Genomic DNA, 15,252 nt, shown 5'->3' on the forward strand with positions numbered 1-15,252 from the left:
AGAACGAACGAATGGTTTATTCGTCATGGAAGGGAGCGCTCGGTGCGGCGCTGTCGGTGGGGCTGATCGCCTCACCGATGATCGCACTGCCGGCCAACGCCGTGGAGACACCACCGGCAACGGCATCTGCCGCAGCCACCGGCGTCATCATCAACGAGGCCTATCTGTCGGGTGGCTCCGCGGGGACGCCGTTCACCAACAAGTACGTGGAGCTCTACAACCCGACCGACGCACCGGTGAGCCTCGACGGCTGGTCGCTGCAGTACCGTGCGCCGGGGTCCCCCGCGACACCCGCTGCGACCGCGCTTCGGGGCACCATCCCGGCCAAGGGCTATTTCCTGATCCAGGGTGGCTCCAACGGCACCGCCGGGTCAGCTCTGCCCACCCCTGACCTCGCGACGGGCCTCAACCCCGGCGCCGCCGGCGGCGTCCTCGTGCTGTCCGATCAGGCCGCGACCGTCGGTGCCCTCCGCATCGGCAGCATCGTCGGCACGCCCGGCGTCGTCGATGCCCTGGGCTATGGCACGGCCAACGCGTTCGAAGGCACGGCCGCACCGACGCCCGGCGCCGGAAGCACGAAGTCCGCCAACCGGACCGGCTTCGCTGACACGGACAACAACGGTGCCGACTTCACGCTGCAGGACACGACGCCGATGAACAGCGCGTCGACCGGAGGCTCCACGCCGACGCCGACGCCGACGCCGACTCCGACCCCGACGGTTCCTCCCACGCCGGGCGCGGTCGTCCCCATCCGTGACATCCAGGGCACCGGGACCGCCACGCCGCTCTCCGGCCAGACGGTCACCACGCGCGGCAAGGTCACCGCCGCATACCCCACGGGCGGATTCGCCGGCTTCTACCTCCAGACCGCGGGCAGTTCGGCAGCAGCCGATCAGACCGCGTCGGACGCCATCTTCGTCTTCTCCCCCGACACGGTCGCGTCCGTGGCCGTGGGTGACTACGTCGAAGTCACCGGTACCGCCGGGGAGTTCTTCAACCTGACGCAGCTCACCGTCCCCGCCGGCGGCACCACGAAGCTCACCGAGGCAGCCGAGGAGCCCAAGGCCTCCAGCATCGCCCTGCCCGCCACCGACGCCGCACGTGAAGCCGTCGAGGGCATGCTCTTCCAGCCCTCCGGCGCCTACACGGTCGCCGACAACTACACGCTCAACCAGTACGGCGAGGTCACCCTCGCGGCCGGCACCGAGCGCCTCCTCCAGCCCACCGACGTCGCACGTCCGGGCACCCCCGAGAATGCAGCGGTCATCGCCGACAACGCAGCCCGGAGCATCCGGCTCGACGACGGCGCCACGACCAACTTCTTCACCCAGGCCAACCGCGGCAAGGTACTCCCGTACCTCACGGCGTCCCAGCCGGTCCGCGTGGGCTACAGCGCTGCGTTCACCTCTCCGGTGGTCCTCGACTACCGCAACAGCGCGTGGAAGTTCCAGCCGCTCTCTGAACTGAACGGCGCGACCCCCGACGCACAGCCCGTGCAGTTCGCCGGCGAGCGCCCGGCCGCGCCCCAGCCGGTCGGCGGCAACCTGAAGATCGCCTCATTCAACGTGCTGAACTACTTCCCCACCACCGGTGAGGAGCTCACCGGGTGCAAGTACTTCACGGACCGCGCCGGCAACCCGATCACCATCGACGGCGGCTGCGACTCCCGCGGCGCCGCGAACAAGGAGAACCTCGAGCGCCAGGAAGCGAAGATCGTCGCCGCGATCAATGGCCTCGGCGCCGACGTCGTCACCCTCATGGAGGTCGAGAACTCCGCCAAGTTCGGCAAGGACCGCGACTTCGCCCTCGCCACCCTCGTCGAGGCGCTGAACGAGAAGGCCCCCGGCACCTGGGACTACGTCCGCTCCCCCGCGGCCGTCCCCGCCCTCGCCGACGAGGACTTCATCCGCACCGCGCTGATCTACAAGAAGGCCGTCGCTGAACCCGTCGGCGAGTCGGTCATCCTCAACGACAACGTGGTGTTCTCGAATGCCCGCAAGCCCCTCGCACAGGCCTTCAAACCGGTCGGCGGCAGCGACGCGGAGACCTTCCTCACGATCGTCAACCACCTCAAGTCCAAGGGCTCCGGCCCGAGCTCCGGCGGCAACGCCGACACCGGTGACGGCCAGGGCGCCTGGAACGCCGCGCGCGTCGCCCAGGCACAGGCCCTCGTGGGCTTCGCCGACTCCATGAAGGCGGCGGCGAAGACCGACAAGGTCTTCCTGACCGGCGACTTCAACGCCTACACGATGGAGGACCCCATGCAGGTCCTCTACGACGCCGGGTATGTCGACCAGGGCAAGAAGGACGGCAAGTACTCCTACGTCTTCTCGGGCCTCAGCGGATCCCTCGACCACGTCCTCGCGTCACCCGCGGCGGACGCCACCGTCACGGGCGTGGACACGTGGAACATCAACTCGGCGGAGTCGGTCGCCCTCGAGTACAGCCGCTTCAACAACAACGTCACCGACTACTACGTAGCCGACCCGTATCGCGCCAGCGACCACGACCCCGTGATCGTCGGCATGAACCTCGCACCGGCCGACACGACCGCGGAGCTCAACCTGCTCAACATCAACGATTTCCACGGTCGGATCGACGCCAACACGGTCCGGTTCGCGGGCACGGTCGAGAAGCTGCGCGCCGAGTTCGGCGAGGACAAGACGGCCTTCCTCTCGGCCGGTGACAACATCGGTGCGTCGCTGTTCGCCTCCGCCCTGCAGGACGACAAGCCGACCCTCGATGTCCTCGACGCGCTGGACCTCCGGGCATCGGCCGTGGGCAACCACGAGTTCGACAGGGGCTTCGGGGACCTGACCGGACGCGTCGCCGACACGGCGGACTTCCCCTATCTCGGTGCGAACGTCTACGCCAAGGGCACCACCGAGCCCGCACTGGATGAATACTCGATCATCACCGTCGACGGCGTCGATGTCGCAGTGATCGGCGTCGTCACCGAGGAGACGGCGACGCTCGTCAGTCCCGGCGGCATCGCGAACGTCGACTTCGGCGACCCCGTGGAAGCGGTCAACCGCGTCGCGGAGGAGATCGAGGATCAGGGCCTCGCCGATGTCATCGTCGCCGAGTACCACGAGGGCGCCGGTGACGGCGTCGTCGAGGGCGCGACGCTCGAGCAGGAGATTGCCGCCGGCGGTTCGTTCGCCCGGATCGTCACGGAGACGACCCCGCTGGTGGACGCGATCTTCACGGGCCACACGCACAAGCAGTACGCCTGGGACGCACCCGTTCCGGGAGCTTCCGGCGAGACCCGCCCGATCCTGCAGACCGGTTCCTACGGTGAGTTCATCGGCCAGATCACGCTGACCGTCGACACCGCCACCGGAGACGTGCTGTCCTACACGGCCCGCAACGTCGCCCGGACCACCGACGCGGACGCCGCGCTCGTGGGCGCCTTCCCGAGGGTCGCCGAGGTCAAGAGCATCGTCGACGCGGCCATCGCGCAGGCGTCGGTCATCGGCAGCCAGCCCGTCGGGTCGGTCACCAGGGACATCACGACGGCCTTCACCGGTACCACGCGTGATGACCGCACCTCGGAATCGACGCTGGGCAATCTCGTGGCCGACTCCCTGCGGGCCAGCCTCTCCCCCGCCGAGCGCGGCGGAGCACAGATCGGCGTCGTCAACCCGGGTGGCCTCCGCAACGAGCTCTACTTCGCTCCCGACGGCGTCGTGACCTTCGCCGAGGCCAATGCGGTGCTGCCGTTCGTGAACGACCTCTGGACGACCACCCTGACCGGTGCGGAGTTCAAGGCGATGCTCGAGCAGCAGTGGCAGCCGGACGGGAGCTCGCGGGCCTTCCTCGCCCTCGGCCTCTCGGACAACGTGAGTGTCACCTACGATCCGGCCCTCGCGCGCGGCTCGAGGATCACGTCCGTCCTGATCGACGGCGCACCCCTCGATCCCGCCAAGGATTACCGGATCGGCACGTTCAGCTTCCTGGCCCAGGGTGGCGACAACTTCACGGTGTTCCGTGAAGGAGCCGACACCCGTGAGTCCGGCCTGGTGGACCGTGACGCCTGGATCGACTACATCCGGGCCAACAGCCCGCTGTCGCCGTCCTTCGACCGTCGCAGCGTCCAGGTGCAGGGCGCTCCGACCACCGTGAAGGCAGGCGCCGCCGTGTCGTTCACCGTGTCGAAGCTGGACCTGACGTCGCTCGGCAGCCCGGCAAACACCACGCTGGCTGCCGGCTTCGTGGCCGCCGATGGCACCACGACGCCGCTGGGTTCCGTCCCCGTCACCGGCGGGAGTGCCACGGTGGACCTCACCGTTCCGGCCACTGCGAGCGGGCAGGGACGCATCGTCCTGACGGCGGCACCCAGCGGGACGACGGTGACCCTTCCGGTCGCGGTCGAAGCGGTTCCTCCGGTCGAACCGCCCAAGCCGGGCAAGCCGGAGAAGCCCGGCAAGCCCATCAAGCCGGGCAAGCCTGCCTGCTCCGAGCCGGCCCTGCCGTCCGAGGGCGCGAACAGCGGCAGCTGGGCGAGCTACCGTGCGCACCTGGCGAACTACCACCGCTGCCTCGAGGGCTAGGTAGGTCGCGGGGCTCCGGCCCGCAGAATCAAGGGGACCTTCACCGCATGGTGAAGGTCCCCTTTTTCGGCGTCGGACCCGCATTCGGGAGCGTCGCGCCGCGTCCGGTTCCCGCAGGGTGCGTGTCAGGCGGCTGCGGCCCGCGTCAGGATGGCGCCGGCGATCGCGTCGGCGTCCAGCAGGGTCCTGCCACCGGCCTCCAGGGGTGCTCCTGCCTCCGCCGCGATGGCCGTCCCCCACTGCACCGATGCGAGCTGGAGACCGATCACGAAGAGTGATTCCTGTTCCTTGCCGGTACGGTCGACGGCGCGGTAGGGAGGCGCGGTGACGTCGAGCCCGGCTGACGTCACCGGGACCCCGTCTTCGGCCATCGAGGTCCTGGGCCGGACGGTGCCCGTGGCCAGGAGGCTGCGCATGAGCGGGGACAGGCTCGTCGAGACCCGGTTGGCGGGCATCATCGCCTCCACGAGGTAGCGCCCCGAGAACGAATCGCCATGGACCCAGGGAGACGTGGCGCGGAAGAGTCCCTCGTCCGGGTCGAAGCCGAAACTCGGGTTCGGCCCGACGAAGCGCACGATCCCCGCACGGACGAGCGCCGCGAGCTGGGCGATGCGCACCGGTGGCGGCCCGCTCGCGAGACCCTCGACCAGCGGTTCGAACCATCCCCGCAGTTCCGCGTCCCAGGACGTCGCGGAGATGCCGCCGTCCGCTACGGCCTGCTTGATGACCGACCGGCCGGCGTTCATGGCGCCGATCGCCATCTTGAGCGGGTCGTCCTCGCCCCGGGCCGAACCGGCGGCATCGGCGTCGAGGTAGGCGAGCACGGCCGCGGAGAACTCCTCGCCGTCCTCGAAGCGGCGCCCGGCGAACGGGTGCGCGAGGGCTTCGACGTCCAGGCGCAGGGCCTCCGGTACCCGGCGCGCGACGACGGCACCGGCTGCTGCTTCCCACCCGGAGCCCTCCAGGGCAAGGGCCCCGTCGAGTTCCTCGAGGAACGCGTCGCAGGACTGGAGCGCCCGTTCTTCGGTACGGCAGAGCGTCGAGTAGTAGGCCCACAGCACGTCGCGGTGCAGCAGGGGCCAGATGTCGTGATCGAAGCCTGGCTGGACGCCCGACCTCCGGAAGGCGAGCACGCGGTCGGGTGTGCAGAAGCGCAGTGTGACGCTGCGCGGGATGTAGGAGTCGAGTTCGGCCTTCGCCCGATACGGCACTCCGCGCCGCGAGGCCGCGACGAGCCGTGGCTCCCTGCCTGATGCCTCGTAGTCCAGCCGGCCGTCGTCCCGCTGCGAGAACCGTCCCCCACGGCCCTCCGTCAGCTGGATCATGGCGTCGAAGAAGTTGAGCCCGAGCCCGCGGATCAGCACCGTCTTCCCGGCGGGCAGCCGGTGCCAGGCGACGTCCGCCGGAACAGCGGGCGCCCAGTACTGCAGCCCGTAGCGGGCCGCAGCGTCCTGCAGCTTCTCCTGCTCGGGGGTGAGGGTGGCGGCGAGGTGGCCGACAGCCAGGACGACGTCGTCGACCTCGAGCTGTGACCCGTCGTCGAGGATGATCCGCCAGCGACGCGCAGCCCCGGCTGCAGCGCCGCTACGATTCGTCCCATCCGCTTCGGCCGCGCCGCGGCTGGAGTCACCGGCATCGTGACCGGTATCTGCACCGGTATCTGCACCGGCGTCGTCACCGGCGGGCCCGATGCCGACGGCTTCCTTGCGGTGATGCATCACGCTGACCCCGGGACCGGCCTGTCGCACGACCTGCCCGAACACCCAGGTGAGGTACCGCCCGTACAGCGCCCTGCTCGGGAAGTCCCTCGAGGTGAGCCTCGTGCACTCCTCGACGTCCGCGTCGCCGAGGCCGGGAACGAGTCCTTCCGTGGCACGAACGCGCCACTCGTCGAAGGACACCGCCACCGGTCCTGCTGCGATACTCCCGGCGACGGAGCCGACGGGTACCACCGTGGGGTAGAGGGACGGAGTGTTCATCAGGAAGAGCCGTGACTGGTCGGTCCTCCAGATGTGTCCAGGACCGGGCTCGTGGGGCTCGATGAGGTGTACGACGATGTCCGGAGCAGCGTCACCGAGAGCCCTGTGCCTCGCGATCAGTCGCTCCACCACCGAGGTGCCGCGGGGCCCGCCTCCGACGACGGCGACCTGCGTTGCCTCCTGGTTCTTCACCCGTCAAGACTATCCAACTCGGCCGCTGCCCCCGGCCGGGGGACCTCTGCGCAGTGCTGTGCTTCCCGGGCCCTGCATAGGATGGGCCCATGACGCACGCGACGGACACCACCGCGACAACGGACGACCCCTTTCTCTGGCTCGAGGACATCTACGGCGACCGGCAGCTCGAGTGGGTGCGCGCCGAGAACGCGCTGACCGAGGACGCCCTCGTGACACCGGACTTCGAGCAGCGGGAGCGGAGCATCCTCGAGGTGCTCGACTCCACTGACCGCATCCCGATGGCGGGCAAGCACGGCGACTTCTACTACAACTTCTGGCGGGACGCCGAGCACCGGCAGGGCATCTGGCGCCGGACGACGTGGGACAGCTACGCCTCGGAGGACCCCGCGTGGGAACTCCTTCTCGACGTGGACGCGCTGAGCGCCACCGAGGGAACCGAGTGGGTGTGGGCCGGCGCCCTCTTCCTTCGTCCGGCTGAGGGCGCACCCCACGAACGGGTCCTCGTCGCCCTCTCCCCGGACGGTGGGGACGCGACGCGCTACCGCGAGTTCGATCTCGGCAGGCTGGCCTTCGTCGACGACGGCTTCGACATCCCGACGGCGAAGAGCCGGATCAGCTGGGCCGGCCCGGACGCCCTGTACGTCGGCACGGATTTCGGTCCGGGCTCCATGACGTCCAGCTCCTACCCCCGGACCGTCCGGATCCTGCCGCGCGGCGGAGACCTCGCGTCGGCCGAGCAGTACTTCGAGGTGGACCAGGACCACATGATGGCCCTCGTCGTGCACGATCCGACGCCCGGCTTCGAGCGTGACCTCGCCGTCGACACCATCGACTTCTACACCCGCCGGACGTACCTGCGGCAGGACGGCGGGTGGCGCCTCATCGAGGTCCCCGAGGACGCCAGCATCTCCCTGCACCGGCAATGGCTGATCGTCCGGCCCCGCACGGACTGGACCGCCGCAGGCAGCACGTACGGAGCGGGATCCCTGCTCGTCATCGACCTCGCGTCCTTCCTCGGCGGGGACCGCTCCTTCGTGACGGTCTTCGCCCCGGACGCCTCGACGTCCCTCCAGTCCTGGAGCTGGACACGGAACCATCTCCTGCTCAACCTGCTCCACGACGTGTCCTCGGAGATCCGCATCATCGACCCGGCGAGGGACTGGGCCGCCGACCTCCTGGACGCCTGCCCGCCCCTCCACTCGGTGGACGCGTACGCGGTCGACGACGAGGACGACGACGCCGGCGACGACTACTGGCTCGTCGCCACAGGCTTCCTGACCCCGTCGACGCTGTACCGCGGCACCATCGGCGGAGATTCCACCGCCGTGAAGTCCTCACCGTCCTACTTCGCCGAGGACCGGTTCAGCGTCGAGCAGCACTTCGCGGTATCGAGCGACGGCACACGGGTTCCCTACTTCCAGATCGCGCCGAAGGACCTGCAGCTCGACGGCGGCAACCCCACCCTGCTGTCCGGCTACGGCGGGTTCGAGCACTCGATGACCCCCGCCTACAGCGGCGTGATCGGCCGGGGCTGGCTCGAACGCACCACGGAGGACGGCCGGCACGGCGTCTACGTCCTCGCGAACATCCGGGGTGGAGGAGAGTACGGACCGCGGTGGCATTCCGCCGCACTGCACGCCAACCGCCACCGCGCCTACGAGGATTTCGCCGCCATCGCCGGCGACCTGGTGCAGCGGGGTGTCACCTCGCCCGCACTGCTGGGCTGCACGGGCCGGAGCAACGGAGGGCTGCTCGTCGGCAACATGCTCACCACGTACCCGCACCTGTTCGGCGCGATCTCATGCGGGGTTCCGTTGCTGGACATGCGCCGCTACACGAAGCTGTCTGCCGGGTTCTCCTGGATCGCCGAGTACGGCGACCCCGACAAGCCCGAGGAATGGGAGTACGTGCAGACGTTCTCGCCCTACCACCTCCTCCGGGACGACGTGGCGTATCCCAAGACCCTCATCTGGACGGCGACGAGTGACGACCGGGTAGGCCCCGTGCAGGCCCGCAAGATGGCGGCGAGGATGAAGGACCTGGGCGTCCAGAACGTCTGGTTCCACGAGGCGCTGGAGGGTGGACATGCCGGAGCGTCCGACAACCGGCAAGCGGCGAGGATGCACGCCATGAGCTTCGAGTTCCTGTGGCGGGCACTCACCGGCTCGCTCTGACGGATCGCTCTGCCGGCGCCGTCCTGCCGGGGCCGTCCTGCCGGCGCTTGCGCGGCACGGCCGGGACCGGACGGGGCGTTTTGCTCTTGCCCTCCCCTTCTGGGTAACCTTGGGAGGCTAGAGATAGCCGATGGAGACGTGCCAGAGCGGCCGAATGGGCTTCACTGCTAATGAAGTGTGGGCCTAAAGCCTACCGGGGGTTCAAATCCCCCCGTCTCCGCGAACGGACCCCCTGGAAACAGGGGGTCCTTTGCGTTCCGGACCCTGCCGGAACGGCCCCGCCACACCAGCCCCGTCGCACCGCAACCCGTCCGGCTAGGCCTTCAGCGCCAGGGCGAACGGAAGCACACCCGAGGCTCCTGCAGCACGCAGGGCCCTGCCCGCCTCGGTGATGGTCCACCGGCTGTCGGCGAAGTCGTCCACGAGCAGGACGGGTCCGGGGTTCGCTGCGAACCAGGCGGCACCCTCCGGTGGAACGGCGAAATGGTCCCAGACGGAGGCGAGGCGGAACGCGCTGTTGCCTCCGGGCTGGCCCTGCGGGAAGCCGTGCGGCGTGGTCAACTGCCCCAGGTAGGGAATCCGCCCCACCCCGGCGAGCGCCTGCGCCAGGGATCCGATGAGTTGCGGACGCCGCCGTGACGGCACGCTGACCACGGCGACGGGCCGCTCGTCCCAACCCCATTGCGCCAGGACCCGCACCACGGCCTCGACGATCGACGGATCCAGCGGCGCGTCGGGCGTCGCGTCCGCCATCAGCTCCCGGAGCCGGTTGCCCCAGCCGAGGTCCGTCAGGCGGGCCAGGGCCCGACCGGACAGGCTGACCTCGCCCGGCTTGAGCTTCCCCTTGAGGGGCACTCCCAGCTTGTCCATGCCGCTGGGCCACTGGCCGCGCGGCTCCAGCTCCACGCCCACCCTGCTGAGCGCCTGGCTCGCGGAATCGGACGCCTCGTGTGCCACCTCGTCGGAGTACCAGGGGCCCGCGCAGTTGTCGCAGCGACCGCAGGGCGTCGCGGCGGGATCGTCGAGGGACCTCGACAGGAATTCCATCCGGCAACCCGTCGTGTTCTCGTAATCCAGCATCGCCCGCTGTTCCACGACGCGGGCCTCGCTGATGCGGCGGTACCGCTCGGCGTCATAGGTCCAGGACGTACCGGTGCTCTCCCACCCGCCGGTGACCTTGCGGACCGCGCCGTCGACGTCGAGCACCTTGAGGAGGAGTTCGAGGGGCGAGCGCTTCAGGTTGACCCGTGTCTCGAGCGCCGGCGTGGACAGGACGACACCGGGTTCCAGTGCGTCGAGAACCCGCAGCGCGGCATCCTGGGAGGGCATCGACGCGGTGGCGAAGTACTCCCAGATGTCGCGGTCCTCCGCGCCGGGCAGCAGCAGGACATCGGCGTTCGGCGTCCCGCGGCCGGCGCGTCCCACCTGCTGGTAATAGGCGACCGGCGAGGACGGGGCGCCGAGGTGCACCACGAAGCCGAGGTCGGGCTTGTCGAAGCCCATGCCGAGGGCGCTCGTCGCCACGAGTGCCTTCACCTCGTTGTTCTTGAGGGCCGACTCCGCGGCCTCGCGATCTGCCGGGTCCGTGCGGCCCGTGTAGGCGCGGACGGCATGCCCGTTCTCGCGCAGCAGGCGCGCGGTGTCCTCCGCAGCTGAGACCGTCAGGGCGTAGATGATGCCGCTGCCCGGCAGGTCGGACAGGTGCGTCAGCAGCCAGGCGAGGCGTGACCGCGGACTCGGCAGGCGGAGCACCCCGAGCCGCAGCGATTTGCGCGCCAGCTCGCCGCGCAGCGTGAAGACGTCCGTGCCGCCTGCCCCGAGCTGCTCCTCGACGTCCTTCACCACGCGGGAGTTCGCCGTCGCCGTGGTCGCCAGCACGGGAACGCCCTGCGGGAGCCCCAGGATCAGTTCGCGCAGGCGCCGGTAGTCCGGCCGGAAGTCGTGTCCCCAGTCGGAGATGCAGTGCGCCTCGTCGATGACGAGCAGGCCGGTGCGCCGCATGAGTTCGGGCAGGTGCAGCTCCCGGAAGGACGGGTTGTTGAGGCGCTCGGGCGAGACGAGGAGGACATCCACCTCGTTGGCCTCCAGTTTGGCGGTGATGTCCTGCCACTCGGTCTGGTTGGCCGAGTTGATCGCTTCCGCGCGGACACCTGCCCGTGCCGCGGCGGCGACCTGGTCCCGCATGAGAGCCAGCAACGGCGAGACGATCAGTGTGGGACCCGCACCCCGCGCGCGCAGCAGCAGGCTCGCCACGAAGTACACGGCAGACTTGCCCCATCCCGTCCGCTGGACGACGAGCGCACGCCGCCCGCCCTCCACGAGGGCCTCGATGGCCTCGAACTGCCCCTCGTGGAACTGCGCGTCCGGTGACCCGACGAGGGTGTGCAGGAGGGAGGTTGCTTGCTCGTTGAGTGTGGTGGTCGGCGACATTTCCCCAGTATCCCAGCCGCCTCCCCCACTCCCTGCGGGCGGGTCTCCCCTGTGGACGGCCCGCGCCGCGACACCACCCGATACACTTCGGAACGTGAATACAACCTTCGATCTTTCTGCATCCTTCAAGGCGTACGACGTCCGCGGCATCGTCGGCGAGACCATCACCGTGGACTCGGTCCGCGCGGTCGGAGCAGCCTTCGTGGACTCGCTGGAACTCGCAGGGGAAACCGTCCTCGTCGGCGGTGACATGCGCCCGTCGTCCCCCGAATTCTCGAAGGCCTTCTCGGAAGGTGCCACCCTGCGCGGTGCGAACGTCGTCCTCCTCGACCTCATCTCCACGGACGAGCTGTACTACGCCAGCGGCACCCTGAACGCGGCCGGCGTGACGTTCACCGCCAGCCACAACCCCGCCCAGTACAACGGCATGAAGATGACGCGCCCCGGAGCGGTCCCCGTCTCGTCCGAGACCGGCCTCAAGGACGTCCAGGAACGGGCCGAACGCTACCTCGCGCAGGGCACCATCCCGGCCGTCGAGGTCCGGGGCGAGACCAGCGTGCGGGACATCCTCGAAGAGTATTCACGGTTCCTCCGCACCCAGGTGGACCTCTCCTCGTCCCGGCCGCTCAAGGTCGTGGTCGACGCCGGCAACGGCATGGCGGGCCTGACGACTCCCGCCGTCCTCGGCGACCGCCTCCTGCCGGCCCTGCCGTTCGAGATCGTCCCCCTCTACTTCGAGCTCGACGGCTCGTTCCCCAACCACCCGGCCAACCCGCTGGAGCCTGAGAACCTGCGCGACCTGCAGGCGGCCGTCGTCGAGCACGGGGCGGACATCGGGATCGCGTTCGACGGTGACGCGGACCGCTGCTTCATCATCGACGAGAAGGGTGAGCCGGTCTCGCCGAGCGCCATCACCGCGATGGTTGCGCGCCGGGAGATCGCGCGTGCGCAGGCTGCCGGCGAGTCCGAGCCCGTGATCATTCACAACCTCATCACCTCCCGGGCCGTCCCGGAACTGATCCGGCACGACGGCGGCCGCCCTGTCCGCACCCGCGTGGGCCACTCCTTCATCAAGGCCGTCATGGCCAAGGAGGGCGCAGTGTTCGGCGGTGAGCACTCGGCCCACTACTACTTCCGTGACTTCTGGAACGCCGACACCGGCATGCTGGCCGCCATGCACGTCCTGGCCGCCCTCGGCGAGCAGGACGGCCCGCTCTCGGAGCTCGGGCGCGAGTACGAACCCTACTTCTCCTCGGGCGAGGTCAACTCGAAGGTGGCGGACCTCCAGGGCTCGATTGCCCGCGCCCGTGCCGAGTTCGAGCAGGACGGCGTGGTGGTCGACGACCTCGACGGCCTCACCTTCACTCCCGACCACGGCAACTGGTGGTTCAACCTCCGCCCCTCGAACACCGAGCCCTACCTCCGCCTCAATGCCGAGGCCGTGGACCCGGAGACGCTCGAGGACCTCGTCCAGCGCGTCCTCGCCGTGATCCGCGCATAGCCGTCCCGGGACGGCCGAACGCGCCAGAACGGCGAAAGGCCCCTTCCGCATGGAAGGGGCCTTTCGCGTCTCCGGAAGCCGGATCCCTGGCCGGATCAGCCCACTGGATCAGACGGTGTGGAAGCGTTCCTTGAGTTCCTCGAGCTGGCCCTTGAGCTCCTCGGGCAGGGATTCGCCGAAGCGGCCGTACCACTCCTCGATGGCCTGGAGTTCCTGGGCCCATTCGACGGCGTCGACATGGACGGCGGCCTCTACCTCGGCAGGGGTCATGTCCAGGCCGGTGAGGTCCAGGGCATCCCCGGTGGGGACGTACCCGATGGGGGTCTCGACGGCGTCCGCGGTGCCCTCGAGGCGTTCGATGACCCACTTCAGCACACGGGAGTTGTCGCCGAACCCGGGCCAGGCGAACCCGCCGGATGCGGTGCGGCGGAACCAGTTGACCAGGAAGATCTTGGGCAGGCGGGACTGGTCCGCCGCCGCACTGAGGGTCAGCCAATGACGCAGGTAGTCCCCGGCGTCGTACCCGATGAAGGGCAGCATCGCCATCGGATCCCGGCGGACCCGGCCCACTTCCCCGGCGGCGGCGGCCGTGGTCTCCGAGGAGAGGGTGGAACCCATGAAGATGCCGTTGGCCCAGTTGCGCGACTGCGTGACCAGGGGGATGGTCGTCTTGCGGCGGCCGCCGAAGAGGATCGCGGAGAGTTCGACGCCGTCGGGCCGGTTGAATTCCTCCGCCAGCATGTCGATCTGGTCGATCGGGGTGCAGAACCGGGCGTTCGGATGCGCGGCGGGGTGGTCCATGTCCGGAGTCCAGTCCCGTCCCTGCCAGTCGGTCAGGTGCGCCGGCACCTCCTCGGTCATGCCTTCCCACCACACGCCGCCGTCGTCGGTGAGTGCGACGTTGGTGAACACCGAATTGCCCTTGGCGATGGCGCGCATGGCGTTCGGGTTGGTGTGCCAGCCGGTACCGGGGGCGACACCGAACAGTCCCGCCTCAGGGTTGACGGCACGCAGCTCGCCTTCCTTCCCGAAGCGCATCCAGGTGATGTCGTCCCCGAGGGTCTCGACCTTCCAGCCCTCGATGGTCGGGTCGAGCAGCGCGAGGTTGGTCTTGCCGCACGCGGAGGGGAACGCCGCCGACAGGTAGTAGGTCTTGTCCTGCGGGGAGGTGAGCTTGAGGATCAGCATGTGCTCGGCGAGCCAGCCTTCCTCGCGGGCCATCACGGAGGCGATGCGCAGCGCGTAGCACTTCTTGCCGAGCAGGGCGTTGCCGCCATAGCCGGAGCCGTAGGACCAGATGGAACGCTCCTCGGGGAAGTGCACGATCCACTTGTCGTCGTTGCACGGCCAGGGCACATCCGCCTCGCCCTCGGCCAGCGGTGCCCCCAGGGAGTGCAGGGCCGGGACGAAGTCGGCGCCGAGCTCGGTCATGCGGTCCAGGACCGCGGAGCCGATGGTCGCCATGATGCGCATGGACGTCACCACGTAGGCGCTATCGGTGATCTCGACCCCGAACTTCGGGTCCTCGGCGTCGAGGTGGCCCATCACGAAGGGGATGACGTACATGGTGCGCCCTCGCATGGCGCCGGAGAACAGGCCCGTGAGCTTGGCCTTCATCTCTCCGGGGTCCATCCAGTTGTTGGTGAAGCCCGCTTCCCTCTCGTCCTTCGAGCAGATGAACGTCTGCTCCTCGACCCGGGCCACGTCCTTGGGGTCCGAGAACGCCGCGAAGGAGTTGGGGAACGTCTCGGGATTCAGCCGCACGAAGGTCCCGGCCTCCACGAGTCCGTCCGTGAGGCGCTTGTTCTCCTCCTCCGACCCATCGATCCAGACGACCTCGGCAGGCTGCGTCAGCTGCTGCACGTCCCGCACCCAGGCGAGGAGTGCCGCATGGGTCGTCGGCGCGGAACCGGTAGCATTCGACAGCGCGGCGTCATGGGGGCTCGTGGGTGGCGTGTCGACCTGATCAAGCTGGCGCACAGGATCGCCCATTACTCTTCCCTTCGTTGGGTGCTAGGTGTATCGATGCTAGGGGTGGCACATTTCAGGCAAGGGCGCGCATTTCGAAACATTCGGAGCGCCAGCTTCACGGAGCGCGGCATCACAAGGAAGTCGAGCGCTTACGTAACACGCTGTTGTGACGAAGGTCACGTAGACCGGTCTAGGCGAGACAGGGGTAATGGCTCGATTAGGCGTCCCGATCGATTTCAGCTAGAGTTGTCTACGGCCAAACGGCCAGCTTGTAGGACTCATCCGCACTGCGGATCGACGGACTACGGATGCGTGCGTAGCTCAACGGATAGAGCATCTGACTACGGATCAGAAGGTTGGGGGTTCGAATCCCTTCGCGCGCACCACGGTTCATCCGAACCTCCTGAAAGGCCCCGGCTCCGGCCGGGGCCTTTCTCGTTGGTTGCTCC

The 15,252-nt window shown here is 69.0% G+C and carries 6 protein-coding genes and 2 tRNA genes; 5 read left to right on the forward strand and 3 right to left on the reverse strand.

Annotation, left to right across the window (positions count from 1 at the left end; genetic code table 11):
* Positions 1-11: 11 nt before the first annotated feature.
* Positions 12-4,553 (forward strand): ExeM/NucH family extracellular endonuclease, encoded by a 4,542-nt coding sequence (locus tag P5G52_RS00190; RefSeq protein ID WP_301223987.1) that lies wholly within the window; start codon positions 12-14, stop codon positions 4,551-4,553.
* Between the two features lie 125 nt (positions 4,554-4,678).
* Here P5G52_RS00190 and P5G52_RS00195 read toward each other — a convergent pair whose 3' ends face one another.
* On the reverse strand, positions 4,679-6,724 hold the full coding sequence (locus tag P5G52_RS00195; protein ID WP_301223988.1) for an FAD/NAD(P)-binding protein: 2,046 nt from the start codon (positions 6,722-6,724) through the stop codon (positions 4,679-4,681).
* 89 nt (positions 6,725-6,813) lie between these two features.
* Between P5G52_RS00195 and P5G52_RS00200 the strand changes: the two genes are divergently transcribed.
* Together P5G52_RS00200 and P5G52_RS00205 are read left to right on the forward strand one after the other, a co-directional pair.
* Positions 6,814-8,901 carry a prolyl oligopeptidase family serine peptidase gene (locus P5G52_RS00200; protein ID WP_301223989.1) on the forward strand — a complete coding sequence of 696 codons (2,088 nt, stop codon included), beginning with the start codon at positions 6,814-6,816 and terminating at the stop codon, positions 8,899-8,901.
* 132 nt (positions 8,902-9,033) lie between these two features.
* Positions 9,034-9,121 (forward strand) — tRNA-Ser (locus tag P5G52_RS00205).
* A gap of 95 nt (positions 9,122-9,216) precedes the next feature.
* On the opposite strand, the gene P5G52_RS00210 is transcribed toward P5G52_RS00205, so the two are convergent.
* Positions 9,217-11,331, reverse strand: a complete 2,115-nt coding sequence (locus P5G52_RS00210; protein WP_301223990.1) for a RecQ family ATP-dependent DNA helicase — start codon at positions 11,329-11,331, stop codon at positions 9,217-9,219.
* A 94-nt stretch (positions 11,332-11,425) separates the two neighbouring features.
* Here P5G52_RS00210 and P5G52_RS00215 point away from each other — a divergent pair, with 94 nt between their 5' ends.
* Positions 11,426-12,832, forward strand: a complete 1,407-nt coding sequence (locus P5G52_RS00215; protein ID WP_301223991.1) for a phosphomannomutase/phosphoglucomutase — start codon at positions 11,426-11,428, stop codon at positions 12,830-12,832.
* Between the two features lie 108 nt (positions 12,833-12,940).
* On the opposite strand, the gene P5G52_RS00220 is transcribed toward P5G52_RS00215, so the two are convergent.
* The gene (locus P5G52_RS00220) at positions 12,941-14,824 is read right to left on the reverse strand and encodes a phosphoenolpyruvate carboxykinase (GTP) (RefSeq protein ID WP_301223992.1); all 1,884 of its coding nucleotides are present in this window, start codon (positions 14,822-14,824) and stop codon (positions 12,941-12,943) included.
* Positions 14,825-15,113: 289 nt separating this feature from the next.
* Here P5G52_RS00220 and P5G52_RS00225 point away from each other — a divergent pair.
* A tRNA-Arg gene (locus P5G52_RS00225) sits at positions 15,114-15,189 on the forward strand.
* Positions 15,190-15,252: the final 63 nt, after the last annotated feature.

This window comes from Arthrobacter burdickii, from assembly GCF_030433645.1.
Lineage (GTDB): Bacteria > Actinomycetota > Actinomycetes > Actinomycetales > Micrococcaceae > Arthrobacter_D > Arthrobacter_D burdickii.

Coding starts and splice junctions, on each gene's coding strand:
- P5G52_RS00190 (WP_301223987.1), top strand. CDS start 12: ATGGTTTATTCGTCATGGAAGGGAGCGCTCGGTGCGGCGCTGTCGGTG.
- P5G52_RS00220 (WP_301223992.1), bottom strand. CDS start 14,824: ATGGGCGATCCTGTGCGCCAGCTTGATCAGGTCGACACGCCACCCACG.
- P5G52_RS00200 (WP_301223989.1), top strand. CDS start 6,814: ATGACGCACGCGACGGACACCACCGCGACAACGGACGACCCCTTTCTC.
- P5G52_RS00210 (WP_301223990.1), bottom strand. CDS start 11,331: ATGTCGCCGACCACCACACTCAACGAGCAAGCAACCTCCCTCCTGCAC.